This is a genomic window from uncultured Gemella sp., assembly GCF_963537375.1.
Classification (GTDB): domain Bacteria; phylum Bacillota; class Bacilli; order Staphylococcales; family Gemellaceae; genus Gemella.
In genome coordinates this window covers 19,286-40,148 of record NZ_CAUTDQ010000004.1, presented here as the reverse complement: position 1 = coordinate 40,148, position 20,863 = coordinate 19,286, and the positions used below count along the sequence as shown (strand labels likewise).

At 30.3% G+C, this 20,863-nt stretch carries 16 protein-coding genes; all 16 read left to right on the top strand.

The genetic code is table 11. From position 1 onward, the window contains the following. Positions 1–25: 25 nt before the first annotated feature. The gene (locus RYK99_RS01705; protein WP_314989565.1) at positions 26–169 is read left to right on the top strand and encodes a hypothetical protein; all 144 of its coding nucleotides are present in this window, start codon (positions 26–28) and stop codon (positions 167–169) included. A gap of 18 nt (positions 170–187) precedes the next feature. Next, entirely contained in the window at positions 188–325 is a 138-nt protein-coding gene (locus RYK99_RS01700; RefSeq protein WP_314989563.1) for a hypothetical protein, read from the top strand. 179 nt (positions 326–504) lie between these two features. Beyond that, on the top strand, positions 505–3,267 hold the full coding sequence (gene mutS / locus RYK99_RS01695; protein WP_314989561.1) for a DNA mismatch repair protein MutS: 2,763 nt from the start codon (positions 505–507) through the stop codon (positions 3,265–3,267). 5 nt (positions 3,268–3,272) lie between these two features. Beyond that, positions 3,273–5,396 carry a DNA mismatch repair endonuclease MutL gene (gene mutL, locus RYK99_RS01690; protein WP_314989559.1) on the top strand — a complete coding sequence of 708 codons (2,124 nt, stop codon included), beginning with the start codon at positions 3,273–3,275 and terminating at the stop codon, positions 5,394–5,396. An 8-nt stretch (positions 5,397–5,404) separates the two neighbouring features. Then, entirely contained in the window at positions 5,405–6,301 is an 897-nt protein-coding gene (miaA, locus tag RYK99_RS01685; protein WP_314989557.1) for a tRNA (adenosine(37)-N6)-dimethylallyltransferase MiaA, read from the top strand. A gap of 222 nt (positions 6,302–6,523) precedes the next feature. After that, on the top strand, positions 6,524–8,182 hold the full coding sequence (locus RYK99_RS01680; RefSeq protein WP_314989555.1) for a SulP family inorganic anion transporter: 1,659 nt from the start codon (positions 6,524–6,526) through the stop codon (positions 8,180–8,182). Positions 8,183–8,610: 428 nt separating this feature from the next. Beyond that, positions 8,611–8,997 carry a hypothetical protein gene (locus tag RYK99_RS01675; protein WP_314989553.1) on the top strand — a complete coding sequence of 129 codons (387 nt, stop codon included), beginning with the start codon at positions 8,611–8,613 and terminating at the stop codon, positions 8,995–8,997. 322 nt (positions 8,998–9,319) lie between these two features. After that, positions 9,320–9,778, top strand: a complete 459-nt coding sequence (locus RYK99_RS01670; protein WP_314989551.1) for a MarR family transcriptional regulator — start codon at positions 9,320–9,322, stop codon at positions 9,776–9,778. 2 nt (positions 9,779–9,780) lie between these two features. Further along, positions 9,781–10,509: an ABC transporter ATP-binding protein gene (locus RYK99_RS01665; RefSeq protein WP_314989549.1), complete on the top strand. Its 729-nt coding sequence runs from the start codon at positions 9,781–9,783 to the stop codon at positions 10,507–10,509. Beyond that, entirely contained in the window at positions 10,509–12,023 is a 1,515-nt protein-coding gene (locus RYK99_RS01660) for an ABC transporter permease/substrate-binding protein (RefSeq protein WP_314989547.1), read from the top strand. Before RYK99_RS01665 ends, RYK99_RS01660 begins: the two co-directional genes overlap by 1 nt. A gap of 143 nt (positions 12,024–12,166) precedes the next feature. Continuing rightward, complete coding sequence (locus RYK99_RS01655; protein ID WP_314989546.1) at positions 12,167–12,952, top strand: RecX family transcriptional regulator; 786 nt, start codon at positions 12,167–12,169, stop codon at positions 12,950–12,952. A gap of 12 nt (positions 12,953–12,964) precedes the next feature. Continuing rightward, the gene (lepA, locus tag RYK99_RS01650) at positions 12,965–14,782 is read left to right on the top strand and encodes a translation elongation factor 4 (protein ID WP_271965846.1); all 1,818 of its coding nucleotides are present in this window, start codon (positions 12,965–12,967) and stop codon (positions 14,780–14,782) included. Next, the gene (gene hemW, locus RYK99_RS01645) at positions 14,782–15,915 is read left to right on the top strand and encodes a radical SAM family heme chaperone HemW (protein ID WP_314989543.1); all 1,134 of its coding nucleotides are present in this window, start codon (positions 14,782–14,784) and stop codon (positions 15,913–15,915) included. Before lepA ends, hemW begins: the two co-directional genes overlap by 1 nt. A gap of 102 nt (positions 15,916–16,017) precedes the next feature. Beyond that, on the top strand, positions 16,018–16,731 hold the full coding sequence (rnc, locus tag RYK99_RS01640) for a ribonuclease III (RefSeq protein ID WP_314989541.1): 714 nt from the start codon (positions 16,018–16,020) through the stop codon (positions 16,729–16,731). 21 nt (positions 16,732–16,752) lie between these two features. After that, positions 16,753–20,307 carry a chromosome segregation protein SMC gene (gene smc / locus RYK99_RS01635; RefSeq protein ID WP_314989539.1) on the top strand — a complete coding sequence of 1,185 codons (3,555 nt, stop codon included), beginning with the start codon at positions 16,753–16,755 and terminating at the stop codon, positions 20,305–20,307. Next, on the top strand, positions 20,308–20,841 hold the full coding sequence (locus RYK99_RS01630) for a hypothetical protein (RefSeq protein ID WP_314989537.1): 534 nt from the start codon (positions 20,308–20,310) through the stop codon (positions 20,839–20,841). The last annotated feature ends 22 nt before the right edge of the window (positions 20,842–20,863 follow it).

Here is a 20,863-nt window from a genome sequence, read left to right as displayed (position 1 = left end):
ACTCCTTTGATGTAATTATACAATATTGAAGGGATATACGCAACTTAATAGGAATCTACAATATGAATTTGGTTATGATATTAAACTAGAAGATATATATAATATTGATGGTGAAGTTGAAGTATCGAACGAAGATGTTAAAAGAGAAAAGCTAGGGCTTATTGATTAATATGAAAATAAATCTAAATTGAATAAATCAGAAAATAATGATAATAATGTTTTAAATAAACCTTTAGAAAATACTGGACTTTTAACTGAGGGGAATGGAAGTATTATCAGTTATCATCCTCTTATAGTAATATTGATATTAAGAAAGAAAAAATAATTGTATACTAAATTTATAAGAATAAATAATAAAAGAGTTACGTTAGTAAGCAATTTGTTACTGGATAACTCTTTTTTATGTGTTTTGTCACATGTCACACTACTAAAAAATAACGTTTTATGCTAAAATTATATATGTTATAAATACAAGGAAGAAATAAAGAGAAAGGAACTTTTGAGATGAAATATACTCCAATGATAGAACAATATCTGAAGATAAAAAAAGATTATCAGGACATGTTTTTATTTTACCGTCTTGGTGATTTTTATGAGATGTTCTTTGAAGATGCGACTAGAGCGTCAAAAATATTAGAAATAACTCTAACTGCTCGTGATGGAGGAGCTGAAAAAATTCCTATGTGTGGAGTTCCATTTCATTCATCAGCTACTTACATTGATACTTTAGTTAATAACGGCTATAAAGTAGCTATATGTGAACAAGTTTCAGAACCTGGTCAAGGAAAAATCGTAGAACGTAAGGTAGTTCAAGTAATCACACCTGGAACTTACATGAACTATAAAAACTACGATGAGAACAATTACTTAGGTAGTGCATATGTAAAGGATAATAATATTTACTTCGCTTTTTGTGACATTATGACGGGGGATAGCCGTTGTACTGTACTAAAAACTATGGCTGATCTGCAAGATGAAGTACTAAAAAATAATATTAAAGAAGTAATTAGCATAAAAGATCAAGAGTTGGATATTAGTGCTTATATTACTGAAGTTAAATTAACTAATGATATTACTAAGGAAAAAACAAGTAATCTTACTGATAGTAATCTTCGTGTTGCTTGTGATGTTCTTTTAGATTATATTGAAAAAACTCAAAATAAGGATATTTCAAGCCTTAAAGATTTTGAAGTATATTTTAAAGATAAGTTTGTTTATATGACGAACTACTCGTTAAAAAACTTAGAAGTTACTCAAAATATGGCTAATGGTGGGAAGAAAGGTTCACTTCTTAGTATTGTAGATAAAACATCAACAGCTGCGGGTTCAAGGAAACTAAAAAAATGGTTAGAAAATCCATTATTAGATCTTAAAGAAATTAAAAAACGTCAGGAAATTGTAGAAGATTTTACTAAACATTATTTTGAAAAAGCTGATGTGAAAACTAGTTTGAAAGAAGTGTATGATCTTGAGAGAATTTCTACAAAAGTTTCTTATAATATAGTAAGTCCTAAGGAATTATTAAATCTAAAGAAAACATTAGCTCAAATACCAGAAATTAAGAAATTGTTATTAGGATTTGAATCTAATAAATTAAAAGATATCGCAGAGAATATCGATGAATTAACAGATTTATACGATTATCTTGAAGCGACAATCCATGAAGAAGCTGGGCAGACTGTTAAAGAAGGAAATGTAATTAAATTAGGCTTCAATGAAGAATTAGATAGCTATAAGAATTCTAGTAAGAATGGAAATAGAATTTTATTAGAAATCGAAGAACGTGAAAAAGAGAGAACTGGGGTTAAAAATCTTAAAGTTGGATACAATAAGATTTTTGGTTATTTTATCGAAGTATCTAAAGTAGGGCTTAAAACTATAGATCCAACAGAACTAGGTTATCATAGGAAACAAACACTTTCTAACTGTGAAAGATTCGTATCTGAAGAATTGAAAAAAGTTGAAGAACATATCGTAAATTCTAAAGCAAAAATAGAAGAATTAGAATTACAATTATTCCAAGAAGTTAAGACGAAAATTCATAATTATATTGTAAGATTGCAGAGAGTAGCGAATACTTTGAGTGATATTGATGTTTTTGTTTCATTATCTGATGTAGCGGAAGAATATGGTTATATGAAACCTGAGTTCAATGATAATAATATTATCGATATTGTTGATGGACGTCACCCGATTGTTGAGAGAAATGTGAGTGCGGATAGTTATATTAGTAATGATTGTAAAGTAGACAAAGATAATAATATCTTGCTTATTACAGGGCCTAATATGTCTGGTAAATCTACTTACATGAGACAACTCGCTCTTATAGTGATTCTTGCACAAATAGGATCTTTCGTTCCAGCGACTTCTGCGAATTTACCGATTTTTGATAAAATATTTACGAGAATAGGTGCGAGTGATGATTTAGCTGGTGGTAAATCGACGTTTATGGTTGAGATGATTGAGGCGAAGAACGCTTTAGTTGAATCTACTGCAAATTCATTATTAATTTTTGATGAAATTGGTCGTGGTACATCGACATATGACGGTATTGCCTTAGCTCAATCAATATTAGAATACATTAATAATACTATTAAGTGTAAAACATTATTCTCAACTCACTATCATGAGCTTACAAAATTAGAAAATATTACCCAGGGAATAAAGAATATTCACGTCTCTGCAAAAGAAGATCATGGAAAATTAATTTTCTTATATAAAATTAATGAAGGACCTATCGAGAAGAGTTATGGTATCCATGTAGCTCAACTTGCTCATTTACCGGAAGATGTTATCGTAGGTGCTAATAAAATTTTAAGAGAATTAGAAAGTGGTAATAAAGGTAGTGAGGACCTTGTTGATAATGCTAGATATAACAAAGTATTATTAAATGATGCTTCATCACAAGAATCTGAGGAAAAACTAAGAGCGAAAATTCGTTCTGAACTAGAAGAAGAATACAGTAGCAGAGTGGTTAAAGAAGATGTTGTAAAAGTGGACGAGGAAGCTTTAAGAACGAAGCTCCGTCAAGAACTTGAAAGAGAACTTAAAGAAGAATTAGAGAAAACTATTAGAAAACAACTAAAAGCTGAAGAGATATCGAAGAAAAATTATGCGAAATTACAATTGGATTTCGATGGAGATAATGAGAAATTTGATGAAATCAAAAAACAATTAGAAAGTGTAAACTTCTTAGAAACTACTCCAATGCAGGCGTTCAATCTTCTTTATGAATTACAACGAAAAATAAGTGAGGATGTGAAATAAATTAAATGGGAAAAATAAATATATTATCTGCGGAATTATCTAATAAAATAGCAGCAGGAGAAGTTGTCGAAAGACCTTCTTCTGTTGTTAAAGAACTTGTGGAAAACTCAATAGATGCAGGGAGTACTAATATTAAAGTTATAATTAAAGAATTTGGTATTCAACAAATTAGAATTATTGATAATGGTAGTGGTATTTCTAATGATGATTTGGCACGAGCATTTTTACGTCATGCAACTAGTAAAATAAGTGCTGACTATGATTTATTTCACATAGAAACGCTAGGTTTTAGAGGTGAGGCATTAGCGAGTATTTCATCTGTGAGTAAAGTAGTAATTAAGAGTTGTGCAGGAGAAGCGCAAGGAAAAATGTTAGTTCTTGAAGGTGGAAAAGTAGTTTCTGAGGAATATTACGCTCCTATTAAAGGAACTGATTTAAGTGTAGAAAATTTATTCTACAATACACCAGCAAGATTAAAATATTTACGTAATCCTCATACAGAACAAGCTAATATTACTAATATTATTCATAAGTTTGCCTTGTCTTATCCTAATGTAGCTTTCGAACTTCATGTAGATGGTAAGCTTACCTTTAAAACATACGGTGATGGTGATGTTCATAAGATTTTATCTAAAATCTATAATATGGGTGTTGCTAGAAATATGATTGAATTCAGTGGTAGTAACGATGATTATAAAGTATTTGGTTATATTTCTGTTCCTGAAGAGACGAGAGCTAGTAAAAACTATATAAATATTTTTATTAATGGTCGTTATATAAAGAATTATGGAATTCAAAATGCTATAATCGATGCGTATGGAACACTTTTAATGATTAATAGGTATCCATTATGTGTAATTAATATCGAAATGGATCCAATTTTATTAGATGTTAACGTGCATCCAACTAAGCAAGAAGTAAGATTATCGAAAGAAGCGGAGTTAATACGTTTAATTAAAGAAGTTATCGCTGAAAGATTAAGTAATTATACGTATATTCCACAAGGAATGAATAATGTTCTTACGAAAAAAGAAAAAGCAAAAATTGAAAAAATAAATTTCTTAGATGAACTTGATAATAAGTTTGGAAATGTTCAAGATGAGAATAGCTTCTCAGGAGAGTTAAAAGTATCTGAAGTAAATTCTAAAGATGACAGTAGTATTTCTGATAACCGAGAAGAATCAACAAATTATGTCATTCAAGAAGATGAGTTTCTTTTCGGAGGAGATTTATTGACGGGCTCTAGCGAAGAAAAAACTTCAGTACAAAGTAAAGAAAACACATTTAATCAAAGAAGTAAAACTCAAAGAATTAAGAGCGACTTACCGGATTTAAGTTATAGTTCACATCCTCGCGATAATAGAAACAAGTACGGTGATAAGCCGACTAAAAAAGAAATAGAGAACTTCATGAATTTTTCTAAAAAAGAAGATAATGCGAGTTATGATAATTGTACTGAAGAAGTAGTTTCTAATGTAGTAAAAGATGACAGTCACTTTAATGAAATTAAAGATGCTAAAATCGTCCAAGATGATGATACAAAAGTTAGAACTCTACCAGACTTAAAAGTATTAGCCCAAATCTTTAAAACATATATCTTATCAGAAGCGGATAATAAGTTATTTCTAATAGATCAGCACGCAGCTGCAGAAAGATATAATTATGAGAAATTACAACGTGAATTTATTGAAAGAAAGAATTATAAAAAGCAGATGTTAATACCGCTTATGTTTGATTTTTCTGTAGATGAAGCGGCTGAAGTTCGTAATAATTTAGAAAAATTTGAAGAACTTGGTATTGTATTTGAGGAGTTTGGGGATAATTCTTATGTTGTTCGTGAATTTCCTGGTTGGATAGAAGAAGACGAAGAACAAATGATAAAAATTATTGTTGAGAAGGTCCTTAGAAATAATAATATAACTTTCAACGAATTAAGAAATGATGCAATTGCAATGGCGAGTTGTAAAATGTCTATAAAAGCGAATCAAGTACTTACTGATGTAGAGATGAATAAGGTTATAAGTGATCTTTATGAATGTAAGAATCCGTTTACGTGTCCACATGGACGTCCGATAATCACAAAAATGGAGAAAAAAGATTTAGAAAAAATGTTTAAGCGTATAGTGTAGGAGGTAAGATGGAAAAAATACCTTTAATAGCTATAGTAGGACCTACTGCAGTTGGGAAAACAGCACTTAGTATAGAACTAGCAAAAAAGTTCAACTGTGAAATAATTTCTGTAGATAGTGTTCAAATTTATAAGAAGTTTGATATTGGTTCTGCAAAGGTAAAAAAAGAAGAGATGGATGGAATAGATCATCATTTAATTGACGAACTAGAGCCTACTGATACTTGTTCTGTCTATGATTTTCAAAAACTAGCACGTAAGAAAATAGAGGAAATACATTGTCGTGGTAAGATGCCTTTATTAATCGGAGGAACTGGTTTTTATATGAATGCTGTTCTAAATAATTATGAGTTTACTGATTTAGAGGAAAAAACTTATGACATTGATGTTGATATGGCCAGAGAGTATCTAAAAGAAAACTATCCAGACACATATAATTCGATCGATCTAGAAAATCATCGTCGTGTAATCAATGCATATAATTATGTGATGAATGAAAAAAAATCTGTAACGACTAACAACAATGGGGATACTGTTCTTGATTGCTATAATCCATTTTTAATAGTTCTTAATACCGATAGGGAAGTTCTATATAGTCGTATTAATAAGCGAGTTGAGCTGATGTTTGAAGAAGGTTTAGAACAAGAAGTTAGAGAAATTATAGATGAGTATGGAATAGAACTCCAAGCTTTAGGAGCGATAGGATATAAGGAGATGATCCCGTATCTTAATGATAATATTTCTAAAGAAGATACCATTGCAACTATCTCTCAAAACTCACGCCGTTATGCAAAACGTCAATTAACATGGTTTAGAAACAAAATGGATGGAACTTGGTATGATACTGCTAATAAGGAACTATTGGCAGATGTAATAAGAGGGATCAAAGAGAAATTTAATTTATAATTATATTAGTAATTGTCTAAGGCTTGGAAGATTAATTTTTCAAGCCTTTTTTCTAATTTATTACAAGTTATTTTCTATTGTATAATAGATTGAACTCTAGTTATGAGAAGATATATTAGAAAATTTTAAAATATTTCAAGAGTATTTCTGATTTAACTAGAGTTTTTGTTAGTTATGTGCTAAACTAGTAATACTATAGATTCTCAAAAGTAGGAGGAGAAGATGAATTCATTTAAATATCTCAAGCCGAAGTTATTTAGTGTAATGAAAAATTATACAAAGGAACAATGCTTAAAAGATATAATTGCTGGTTTAATAGTAGCTGTTATAGCATTACCTTTATCGATTGCTTTGGCGATAGCATCTGGAGTGAATCCGGAACAAGGTCTTTATACTGCGATTATAGCAGGTTTTTTTATTTCGTTTTTAGGTGGGAGTAGGGTTCAGATTGGTGGACCTACGGCTGCTTTTGTTGTTATTATTTATGGGATAATAGCTGAACATGGAATTGCAGGATTAACTGTTGCTACACTAATGGCAGGAGTTATGTTGATTCTAATGGGGTTATTTCACTTTGGGGACTTGATAAAATTTATTCCGAAAACTATCACTATTGGATTTACACTAGGGATTGCTATGGGAATAGTAGTTGGTCAGGTGAAAGATTTTCTAGGATTAAGTATGGGAGCAGTTCCTGCAGAGTTTGTTGGGAAATTAGTAGCATACGGTCATAATATAAGAAGTATTAGTTTCGTCACTTTAGCGATAGGGTTACTTGCGATACTAATTCAAATATTTTGGCCAAAGGTATCGAAGAAAATACCGGGTTCTTTAATCGCAATACTAGTTACAACATTTTTAGTAGCTATTTTCAAATTGCCGGTTAAAACTATTGGTGATCTATATACAATTAAAGCAGGGCTTCCTAGCTTTACAATGCCTACAATTTCATTTTCGCTAATAAGAGAGATGATTTTACCGGCATTTACAATCGCAATATTGGCAGCTATAGAATCACTATTATCGGCTGTAGTATCTGATGGTATGACAGGAAGTAAGCATAAATCTAATGCTGAGTTAGTAGCCCAAGGTGTAGGGAACTTTATGTCGGCACTTTTTGGAGGAATACCTGCAACAGGTGCGATTGCGAGAACGGCAGCTAACGTGAAAAATGGTGGAAGAACACCGGTATCTGGAATGGTGCACGCATTTACCTTATTACTAATATTATTATTTTTAATGCCATATGCATCGTATATACCTATGAGTTGTTTAGCTGCGATATTGATAATTGTAGGTTATAATATGAGTGGCTGGCGTATTTGTGTACGTATGTTGAAAACTGCACCGAAGAGTGATATTGCGGTATTAATTATTACTTTCTTATTAACGTTATTCTTTGACTTAGTTATTGCGATAGAGTTCGGTATGGTATTAGCGGCTTTCTTATTCTTAAAACGTATGTCAGATATTGCAGAAGTTCGACAATGGACTTATAAAGGTTCATCTGATGATGATAAACTATCAGAAGAAGTCGATTTAAAATATGTTCCTAAAAATACAGTAGTTTATGAAATATTTGGAGCGTTATTCTTCGGTGCAGCAAATGTGTTTACTAACTTTGAACATGGAGAAGGGAAAAATGTTTTAATTATAAGAATGCGCAATGTTCCAGCTATGGATATTTCGGGATTAGAAGTACTTGAAGAAATATTGGAAACTTGTAAAAAACGTGGATTAACATTAATATTATCACACGTAAATGAACAACCATATCATGTTATGGAAAAAGCTGGCTTTATTGAAAAAATAGGTAAAGAAAATATATGTGAGAATATTGATGCTTCTTTAGAGAGAGCGGAGAAATTAAGAGAACTATAAATTTAAGTAAATTTTATTTATAGTATAAAGTTTATATAAGGTATATCGGATATAATATAAACATAACAAAACTTAATAATATTTTTTTCATAATATATGGGACTGATTATTTTATCAGTCCCTTTCTCCATTATCACAGATTATTTTCAAATTTTTTCAATTTTAGTTACATTTTAATTATAGTCTAAAGTTCATATAAGGTATAACGTATATAATATAAACATAACAAAACTTAATAATATTTTTTTTCATAATATATGGGACTGATTATTTTATCAGTCCCTTTCTCCATTTTTAGGGCTACTTATATTCTGGTTGATATAGTTTGTGAGGAAGATTAATTCATAATACTTTTTTATATGAGTTATATATGGGTAATTTTTTGTACAGGTAATATGGTATAATGAATTTAAATGGAGGTGAATATTATGAGTACATTAGAAATTTTGTTAGGAGTATTTTCATTAATATTTTGTATTTTTTATATGATAGTATTTGTAATAGCTAGAAAAACTATAAAAAAAGAAGAACTACTTTTAGAGAAGTTAACAGATAAAGAAATAGAAAAAATTAGACTAAAGGAGAATTCTTCCAAATCCGCTTTATTATTAAATTTAGGTATAACTATATCATGTTATATATATCTACTCATTTCAATAATAAATAAAGGGTTATTGATAAGTTTCTTTGGGGAAACAGTAAACAAAGTAATTAATTCAATTATTATTGTTATAATTTTACTGCCACACTTATTGGAGAGAATTAATGTTATTCGTCGTTACAATAAGGTGAAAAAAATGGCAGTGAACAATTAGACGTTCAATTATTTAAATATAAATTTAATAAATTTTTAAGACAATTGGTAAAATATTTATTGATTGTCTATTTTCATGAAAACTAAATTATTGACAATTGTAAACTATAGAGGTAGAATGAACTCATTAGTATTAAAAAAATTACTAATAAGTTTTTTAATAAGATAATAGTCAAAAGATTTTACTAGTTTAGAAGAGGTTTTCAGTGTTATAAAAATAAAGTGAATCTAATAGTAAAGAAAACATTTAAACTATTAAGATTAAAAGTGTTCTCATAATTATTTAGGTAATAATTATAGTTTTAGAGAGGGAGTGATTACAAGTGAATAGTTTATTGGGAAACTCGAATCTATTTTCTAGAAAAAAAGATGAAAACAACTCATTATATGAGTACTATGCTAGAAAAAATGGTTTGCAAGGCAAATCACTATTAATACTAAGTTGTCTTTACTATACAAAAAATGGGATAACTCAAAATACTATTTGTGAGAAAACTTATTCTACTAAACAAGTAGTTAGCGCAGCTATAAAGACTTTTAAGAAAAAAGGGTATATTTATTTTGAGGAGAAAGAAAAAGATAGGCGGGAGAAAATAGTAAGACTTACAGAAGAAGGTTACTTATATGCATCAAAAATTTTAGATCCACTTGAAAAAGCTGAAATAGATGCAATAAGTAAACTTTCAAGTGAACAACAAAAAATATTTATAGAATACTATACAATCTTTAACGATAATATGAAGAAAAATATTGAGAAACTAGTATTGAAAGGAGAAATATAAAAATGATTAAATATAACAATGTTTCATTATGCTGTTCCACAAATGGTTTAATACTTGATGGATTAGATTTTGAAATACAAGAAGGAGAATTTTTTGTTCTTGTAGGACCGAGTGGAAGTGGAAAAACAACAACTTTAAAATTAATAAATAGGTTGATAGAACAAACAGATGGAGATATTTATTTTGAAGATAAGAGACTAAAAGACTATGATTTAAGAGAATTAAGGCTTAAAACTGGATATGTTCTTCAACAAATTGCACTATTTCCGAATCTTACTGTTGCAGAAAATATTGCGCTAATCCCAGAAATGAAAAACTTTGATAAGAAAGAAATTAAAGAAAAGACGGAGGATTTACTTCAAAAAGTAGGATTGGATCCGAAGCATTATATGAATCGTCTTCCTAAGGAACTTTCTGGAGGAGAGAAACAGCGTGTAGGAATACTACGTGCAATTATCGCTAATCCTAAAATTCTACTGATGGATGAACCATTTTCTGCATTAGATCCTATTAGTAAAGTTCAACTTCAAGATTTAATAAAACAACTACATGATGAGTATAAAAGAACAACAGTTTTTGTAACTCACGATATGGATGAAGCGATGAAACTTGCTGATAGAATTTGTGTTTTAAAAGAAGGTAAGGTGGTTCAAATTGCTACACCAGAAGTACTAAAAGAAAATCCTGCGGATGATTTTGTTCGTGAATTTTTTGCAAGGGGGAATAAATAATGAATTTAGTAAGTACATTTTTAGAAAGAAAAAGTGATTGGATAACTGGCTTATATGAACATCTTCAAATTTCATTATTATCACTTATTATTGCAATTTTTATAGCAGTTCCATTAGGTATAATTATCTCAGGGAATAATAAGACAAGTGAATGGTTTTTACAAATTACTGGTATTTTCCAAACAATTCCTTCTCTTGCATTACTAGGTTTATTTATTCCGTTTACGGGTATAGGGACATTACCAGCAGTCGTGGCATTGGTAATTTATGCAATATTCCCAATACTCCAAAGTACGATTACTGGACTATCGGAGATTGATCCATCGCTAGAAGAGGCTGCGACAGCTTTTGGTATGACAAAACTTGAGAAGTTGAAAAAATTTAAACTTGCACTTGCTATGCCAATACTTATGAGTGGTGTGAGAACTGCGAGTATTATGATAATTGGTACAGCAACTCTTGCCGCTTTAATAGGAGCAGGAGGATTAGGTTCATTTATATTACTAGGGATAGATAGAAATAACTCAGCGTTAATTTTGATAGGGGCAATTTCATCTGCAATATTAGCGATTCTATTTGGGTTATTAATTAGATTTTTACAAGATAAAAAACCGAAAACTATTTTAGCTTCATTACTTGCAGCTGTAGTCGCTTTAACTATCAGCTTCTTTCCAATTGGAAAAATGTCTAATGATAAACTAATAATAGCTGGTAAAATAGGAGCAGAACCTGAGATATTAATAAATATGTATAAACTTTTAATAGAAGATGAGACAAATATTGATGTTGAGGTTAAACCTAATTTTGGTAAAACAAGTTTCTTATATGAGGCGTTAAAAGGCAAAAGTATTGATATTTATCCAGAATTTACAGGTACAGTTACTACAACATTATTAAAAACACCTCAGACTGTTGCTTCTAATGATCCTGATGAGGTTTATGAGGTTGCTAAAAATAAAATTTTTGAACAAGATAATCTTGTGTACCTAAAACCTACAAAATTCCAGGATACTTATGCTTTAGCAGTAACAGAAGATTTTGCAAATAAAAATAAATTAAATAATATTTCAGATATAAAATTAGTAGAAAATTCTTCAAAAGTTGGATTCTCATTGGAGTTCAATGATAGAGAAGATGGTGGTATAGGACTTAAAAATCTTTATCACTTGAATTTAAATGTTAAGACTATGGAAATAGCGTTAAAATATCAAGCTATTTCAAATGGTGATGTAAATATTATCGATGTATTCTCAACGGATAGTAAAATAATAACTAATAAGCTTAAATTATTAAATGACGATAGACATTTATTCCCACCATATCAAGGGGCACCGTTATTAAGAGAAGAGACATTGAAAAAACATCCTGAACTTGAAAAAATCTTAAATAAACTTGCTGGAAAAATAACAGAAAAAGAAATGACTGAAATGAACTACAAAGTAGATATTGAAGGTAAACCTGCTTATGATGTAGCAAAAGAATATCTACAAAAAGAAGGGTTAATTAAAAAATAACGTAGTATCTTAGTTGAAAATAAAAATTCTCAAGCCTTATGGTTTGGGAATTTTTTTCTTTCTAACATTTCCTTTTTTATGTGATTTTTGATAAAATTAAAGGTAAGAGTTTTTAGCGAGGAATATAGAAAGTAGGTGTAAATTTGCAAGTTACAAATATAACAAAGCTAAAAGTTAAGTATAAAATAGACTTGGAAAATGGTAAACATTTTTATGTTTCTGAAGATACGATTATTAAATATGGACTTATAAAAAAAATAGATTTATCAAAAGAGCAACTAAAAGAAATTATTGCTCACGAAAGTGTTGAGAGTGCTTATAGTAAGGCAGTACATTATCTACAATTTGGTTTGAGAACTAAGCAAGACATAAGAGAATATCTTCAGAAGAAAGAGATTGCTAATAATGTTATTGATGAAGTAATTGAGAAGTTAATAGAAATTGGTTATTTGAATGATAATCACTATGTAGAAGCTGCTGTAACAGATTATTTTAATCTTAATCTAAAGGGTCCTTATTGGATACAAAGAAAACTGTTAGAAAAAGGCTTAGATAAAGATGTTATAGATGAAAATATTGCCAAGATTTGTACAGAAGAAGCAATGATAGAAATACTTTATAAAATTATTGAACGTGAGTATAAAGTAAGAAGAGAAACGAAAAACAAAAAAGTTCAAAAAATAACACAAAAACTTTATACAAATGGCTTTACATCTGATATAATAAGAAAGGTGTTTGACATATTTTTCGAAGACTATGAAGATGAAAATGAAGACGAAATATTAGATGAGCATTTTAGAAGGGCTTATCAAAGTTATAGTCGCAGATATGAAGGATATGCACTTAAACAAAAGCTGATTGAAAAGCTAATAAGGGATGGTTTTTCGTATTATACAGCTAAAGACTACGTAGAAAAACAAGATTTGTAAAGGAAGAATAAAATGGATAAAAGAAATGAAAGGCAAAAGAAAATAAGGAACTTTTCTATAATTGCACATATTGACCACGGGAAATCGACTCTTGCGGACAGAATTTTAGAAAAAACAAAGGCGTTAGAACAACGCGAAATGAAAGCACAACTTCTAGATTCAATGGATATTGAGCGTGAAAGAGGTATTACAATTAAACTTAATGCAGTTCAGTTACAATATACTGCCAAAAACGGAGAAGAGTATATTTTTCACTTAATCGATACACCGGGACACGTAGACTTCACTTATGAAGTATCACGTTCTCTAGCAGCATGTGAAGGGGCTATTTTAGTAGTTGATGCTGCTCAAGGTATCGAAGCGCAAACATTAGCTAACGTATACTTAGCATTAGACAATAATTTAGAAATTATTCCAATTATTAATAAAATCGACTTACCTGCAGCGGATCCTGAGAAGGTTAAGACTGAGATTGAAGATGTAATTGGATTGCCAACAGACGATATCGTACTAGCTTCTGCTAAAGCGGGTATTGGTATTGATGAAATCTTAGAACAAATCGTAGAATACGTTCCAGCTCCATCAGGGGATGCGGCTGAGCCACTACAAGCCCTAATCTTTGACTCATTATACGATGCGTATAGAGGAGTTATCGTTTCAGTACGTATTAAGAACGGTACTGTAAAAGCTGGAGATAAGATTAAGATGATGGCTACTGGTGGTGTGTTCGAGGTTACTGAGGTTGGTATTCACACACCTAAAGAGAAAATCGTTGATGAACTTACTGCAGGGGATGTAGGATTTATCTGTGCATCTATTAAAAATGTAAGTGAAACTCGTGTAGGGGATACAATTACATTAGCGAATAATCCAGCTAAAGAAGCATTACCTGGATACAGAAAATTAAATCCAATGGTATTCTGTGGATTATATCCAATCGATTCATCAAAATATAATGATTTACGTGAAGCACTAGAAAAATTAGAGCTGAATGACTCTGCATTACAATATGAAGCTGAAACGTCACAAGCACTTGGATTTGGATTTAGATGTGGATTCTTAGGAATGTTACACATGGAAATCATTCAAGAGCGTATTGAGCGTGAATTTAATATTGATATCATCGCAACTGCACCATCGGTTATTTACAAAGTTGAAAAAACTGACGGAACTCTAGTAGATGTGTCAAACCCATCAGAAATGCCAGATCCACAAAAAATTAATAAGATTACAGAGCCATTTGTTAAGGCGAGCATAATGGTACCAAATGACTATGTAGGTGCTGTTATGGATCTTTGTCAGAAGAAACGTGGTATTTTCTTAAATATGGAATATATCGATGATACAAGGGTTAATATTACTTATGATATACCTTTATCAGAAATCGTCTTTGATTTCTTCGACCAACTTAAATCTAATACAAAAGGATATGCATCATTTGACTATGAATTAACAGGATACAAAGATAGTAACCTTGTTAAGATGGATATTCTATTAAATGGTGAACAAGTCGATGCTTTAAGTTTTATCGTTCACAGAGAATTTGCTTACCAACGTGGTAAAGTTATTGTAGAAAAACTTAAAAAACTTATTCCAAAACAACAATTCGAAATTCCTATCCAAGCTGCTATTGGAAATAAAATTATCTCTCGTGAAACTATTAAAGCGATGCGTAAAAACGTTCTTGCTAAATGTTACGGAGGGGATATTAGTAGGAAACGTAAACTATTAGAGAAACAGAAAAAAGGTAAAGAGAGAATGAAAGCTGTTGGTAGCGTAGAAGTTCCTCAAGATGCCTTCATGGCTGTTCTTAAAATGGATGAAGAATAATGAAGAGTTATCCACGCGGAGTATATATTCATATTCCATTTTGTAAGTATATTTGTTCATATTGCGATTTCAACAAGTTTTATATACAAAGACAACCTGTTGACAAGTATATAGATTGCTTAATCAAAGAAATCGAGAGTATGGAAAACATTCAAAATGTTGAAACTATTTATATTGGTGGTGGAACACCAAGTGCATTAAGTGATGAACAACTTCATCGTTTATTAACTGCATTAAGAAATAAAATTCCACAACAACTGCGTGAATTTACTTTTGAAGCTAACCCTGAGGATCTTGTTGATTCTCGGGTTGCTTTGGTAAAGGGCTACGGAGTTGATAGAATTAGCATGGGAGTTCAGACTTTTAATAACGAATTGTTAAAAATTCTTGGACGTGGACATGTTGCTGATGATGTAGATATGGCGATTGCTAATTGTAAAAAGCATGGTATTGAAGATATTAATGTTGATTTAATGTTTTCACTACCTAAGCAAACAATGGATGACTTATATGATAGTATGAAGAAGGTTGCAGAATACAATATCAGTCATATCTCATGTTATTCATTGATTTTGGAACAGAAGACTAAACTTTATAATCAGGTGAGAGATAAGAAAGTTACATTGCCTTCGAATGAGACAGAAGAAAAAATGTACAACGAAGTTATTAACTTCTTAACAGAAAATGGTTATGAGCAGTATGAAATTAGTAATTTTGCTAGGCCAGGTCATGAGAGTGTTCACAATAGCAGTTACTGGAAGAATATTGAATATTATGGCCTTGGGGCAGGCGCACATGGTTATATTGATGGAGTACGTTATGCCAACCAAGGAGCATTAAAATTCTATATCGACAGTATGTTAGAAAAAGGGCACGCTAGACGTGAAGAAAATGCCGTAACACATAAAGAGAGAATAGAAGAAGAAATGTTCCTAGGTCTACGTCTTTTAAAAGGTGTAGATTTAGACATTTTTGAAGAAAAATATGGAAAAAGAGCAGAAGAAATCTTCAAAGATGTTATTGATAAAAACGTAAGAGAAGGGTACTTAGAAATTGAAGGTAATAAACTTCGTCTAACTAGAAAAGGATTATTCTATGGAAATGATGTCTTCTCTGAGTTTTTATTGGATTAATAACGTATTTTACTAAACGATAATAATTTTTATGGGAGGAACTTGATTAATTTATATAAAATTATTGAGTTTCTCTCAATAATGAAAGAAAGGAGAATTATTGTGGAACGAACATATATTGAAAGATTGCTTAATACTTTGAATGAAAAGTATGGTTTTAATTTGATATTCAGTGAGAATTTTAAAAATGCATTTTCTCATTCTTCTTATACTAATGAGAAAAGAATTGCGAAGCATTTAAATTATGAGCGTTTGGAATTTTTAGGGGATGCTGTTGTTGAACTTACAACAAGTGAATTTTTATTTAAGAAATTTTCTGAGCTTCCTGAAGGTGAACTTACTAAGCTGCGTGCATCTATTGTTTGCGAAAAAACATTGGTTAAATATGCTTTGCAACTCGGTTTAGATAAATGTATTTACCTAGGAAAAGGAGAAGAAAAGATGGGTGGAAGAAGTCGAGCAGCATTACTTGCTGATATTTTTGAATCTTTCACAGGAGCAATGTACCTAGAGTCAAATCTTGAGGTGGTAAAAACTTTCTTACATAACACGTTATTTACAGAAGTTCAAGATCTTGAATATCACAGCTTTGTAGATTATAAAACTATACTACAAGAGTACATTTCAAAAATTAAATTGGGTGATATTGAGTATGTAGTACTTGATTCTACGGGGCCATCACATTCTAAAACTTTCACAAGTGCTGTTTTAATTGATGGAAATCAGTATGGAAGTGGAACTGCAACGACTAAGAAAGAGTCTGAACAGCTTTCAGCAAAACAAGCATTAGAAAAACTAGGGTACAAAGATATTTAAAAATAATGAAAGGAAACAAAGATGAAATTAGCAAAGGTTGAAGTTACAGGTTTTAAATCTTTTCAAAAGAAGACAACGTTTGAATTTAAAAATAATTTAATCGGTGTTGTAGGGCCGAATGGTTCGGGAAAAAGTAATATAATTGATGCTATTCGTTGGGTTTTAGGGGAGCAATCTGCTAAAAATTTACGTGGTAGTAGCATGAAAGATGTTATCTTTTCGGGGACTGAAGATGCGAAAAGAAAAAACTTTGCTGAAGTAGCAGTAACATTTTCTAACGGAGAAGATAATTGTGAAATTAAAAGACGTTTGTATAGAAATGGTGATAGTGAATATTACATTGATAATAAACGTGCTAAATTAAAAGATATTACGGATATCTATCTTGATTTTGGGATTAATAAAGAAAGTTATAGTATTATTACTCAAGGTAAGGTAGAAGATATTATTTCATCTAAACCTATTGATCGTCGAGCGATTATAGAAGAGGCATCAGGAGTATTAAAATATAAAAATAAGAAAAAAGAAACTAATCTTAAATTAGAAAAAACTAATGATAACTTAATGAGATTAAATGATATTTTCTCAGAAATCTCAGGTCGTTATAAAATCTTAGAAGATCAAAAAAATAAAACTCAAAAATATTTAGATTATGCTAATGAGCTTGAAGAAAAAGACATTTTATTAAATGTCTATAACATTGCTGAATATCAAAAAAGACTTGCTGATTTACTTCAAGTTAAATATGAGAAAGAATCTGAAAAACTTGGACTTGAAAGTAGACAAGAAGAACTTATTAAAGATTTAGAAAGCATCAAGAATAGTTTAGTTTCGCTCGATAGAACATACATGAAATATCATGATGAGGAGTTAGAATTAGTTCAGAAGAAAGAATCTCTTCAATCGCAATTGAGTGTTATTGAGGAAAGAAAAAATAACAGAACACTTAGAAGTGAAAAAATAAACGATGATATTAAGTATCTTGAGGAAAGAAAACAAAACCTTGAAAGTAAGCTAGCTGAAAGAGAAAATTTAAATGCTGAAACTAAGGCCAGAATTCAAAAGATTAACAAAGAAATATCTTCGTTAGAATCAGGTGAAGAAAGTAAACTAGAATTAATTGAAAGAAATATAGAAGAATTAAAAGATACTTACTATAGCTTAATTAACGAAGAAACTAAACTAGAGAATAGTATAGAGTTTGCAAAGAGAAATCTAGAGAGTGCTGATGAAAACAGTAAAGAAATTTTAGATAATATAGAAAGACAAAAACAAGTTTTAAGTGTAAGAGAAGAAGAATTTTTTACAGCGATAGAAGAACAAAAGGTATTAAATGAACAATTATCTAATCTTCAAAGAGAACTTGATATATTAGTTGAAAAAAATATTTTAATTAATTCAAATGGGAAAAATATAGAAGATCAAATTCGTACAGGACATAACTTCAAGAGTAACCTGGAAAATCGTAAGAAATTTTTAGAAGATCAAATCAATAATTTAAGCTTTTATAATATTGGAGTTAAAGAGATTCTTGCAAATAAGGATTCTTTAGCTGGTGTTCATAATAGTGTAGCAAATATTGTAGAATTTGATAAAGAATATGCTGTTGCTATTGATATTGCTTTAGGGCAAGCACAACAAAATATTATCGTAGAAAATGAGAATGTTGCTAAAGAGTGCATTAATCATTTAAAGAAAACTAATAAAGGTAGAGTTACATTTTTACCATTAAATAATATTAAAGCAAAAGCTATTGCCAATGATGTTTATAGAACAGTAGTAAATGAAGAAGGATTTATCAATATTGCTGAAAATCTTATAACTGTTGATAGTGAGTATAAAAATATAATATCTCACCTATTAGGGCTTGTTCTTATCGTTGATAATATGGATAACGCCAATAGAATAGCTCGTAAGATTAATTTTAGGAATAGAATTATTACCCTTGATGGGCAAATTATTAACAGTGGTGGATCTATTACTGGTGGAGCTATTAATAAAAATAATAATTCATCTATTAAACACAAAGCTGAACTTGATGAACTTTCACAAAATCTTGTTAAAATTAATGATAAGATTGAAAAATTAGATAGAGAAAAACATCAATTAGAAAATCAACAACAAGAAGTAATGAATGAAATTGGAAGTTTAAAATCGACAAAAGAAGAAGTGATTTTAAAACTTAAGCAATTAGAATTAAGTATTAATCATAAGAATTCTGAGATTGCTGATATTAAAGCAAATATAGAATTTAATGAGAAAAAATTATTAGAATTTAAAGACAATGAGGATGATTCAAGTAATATTATCGAATTAACTCAAAGTCTTGGAAAAATTAGAGTAGAACTACAAAAACTTGATGAAAAAATCAAAGAAGAAAGTAGTAAGAAACAAAATGCTCAAAGTGCTGAGGAATTATTCATAGAGAAAATTGCTGAGCTTAAGATAGAAAAATCAAAATTGGAAGAGACTACTAAGCATGGTTTAGAGTTAATAGAATCACTATTAGCAGATATAGCAGATGTGGATGAACAGTTGATAAGACTAGAAATGTCTAAAGATGCTGAGTCATTGAGTGAGGAAGATGAGCTTCAAATCTTAGAAAATAACTCTAAGTTGATTATTGAGTGTACTGAACGTTTAACAACGCTTAAGACTTTATTATCAGATCTTGATATGGAAAAAACAGGATTGTTTAAACGTGAAAAAGAAATTACGGTAGCTCAACAAAGAAATAACGAAAGTCTACGTCAAAAAACTTCAGAATTTGAAAAACTAACAGTAGAACAGACGAAGATAGAAGTTAAAATCGATGAGTATCTAGAAAATCTTGTTACCAACTATAATGTAACGTATGAAAGTGTATCAGATAGATTGACTGATAAAAATATTGATGAAGTACCTTCATATAAAGATGATGTAGTAAGACTTCGTAAAGAGATAGTGGACTTAGGTAATATTAACCTAAATGCTATAGCTGAATTTGAAGAAGTAAAAGAACGTTATGACTTCTATAATGAGCAAATTACCGACCTTGTAGAAGCGAAAGAAAAACTAGAAGAGACTATCGCAGAGATTGATAAAGAAGTAAAAGAGCGCTTCTTAACGACGTTTGTTCAAGTAGCTGAGAACTTTAATAAGATATTTAAAGAACTATTCAAAGGTGGTTATGCGGATATGACTTTAGAATCACCAAATGATATATTAAATACTGGAATAGTAATCGAAGCTTCACCTCCTGGTAAAAAACTTCAAAACCTTTCATTATTATCAGGTGGAGAGAAATCTTTAACTGCGGTAAGTTTACTATTTGCGATATTACAGGTTAAAAATCCTCCGTTTGTAGTACTTGATGAGGTAGAAGCGGCACTGGATGAAGAGAATGTTAATAGATTCGCTAAATTCTTGAAAGTTTATTCAGAGAATAATCAGTTCTTAGTTATTACGCACAGACGAGGAACTATGGAAGCTATGGATACCTTATACGGAGTAACAATGCAAGAAAAAGGTATTAGTTATATCTTAGAATTAGAGTTAAAAGATGTTATCGAGAACTTTGAGGAGATTATAGAGTAGATGGATCAAAGGATATTAGAAATGTATAAATCTCACGAGAATATTTCATATATCTCTCCTGAACGAAATATTGATGAGTGGTTATTGGATGCGAAGCCAGTACCGAAAAGAAATATGGTAACTTTAAAGAATAATCTGCTTGCAGGTGATATTATATTGTTATGGAGAATAGAATTCGGGACATTTACAACTGAAACCTGGTTTCCTAAATACTTCGAATATACGTATGGTATAAATGCTCCTGAGAACTTGAAAAAATTAGAAGATGAAGGGTATGTTGAAATCGAGAGTGCATTTTCTTCATTAGATCATATTAACTCTACAGCTAAGAAAAATATTCTTAAACAAAAAGGAATCAAAGGACTATCTAAGTTAAAAGCAGCTGATTTAGATAAAGTACTTGAAGAAAATTTTAGTGAGGAAGAGTTATCTAAACTTTTCTCTATAAGAGGATATAAATTAACTCAAAAAGGGGAAAAAGCTTTACTTGATAATCAAGATGTTATAGACAGACATCCAAAGAAAAATATATAAAAATAAGGACACAGTACAATTT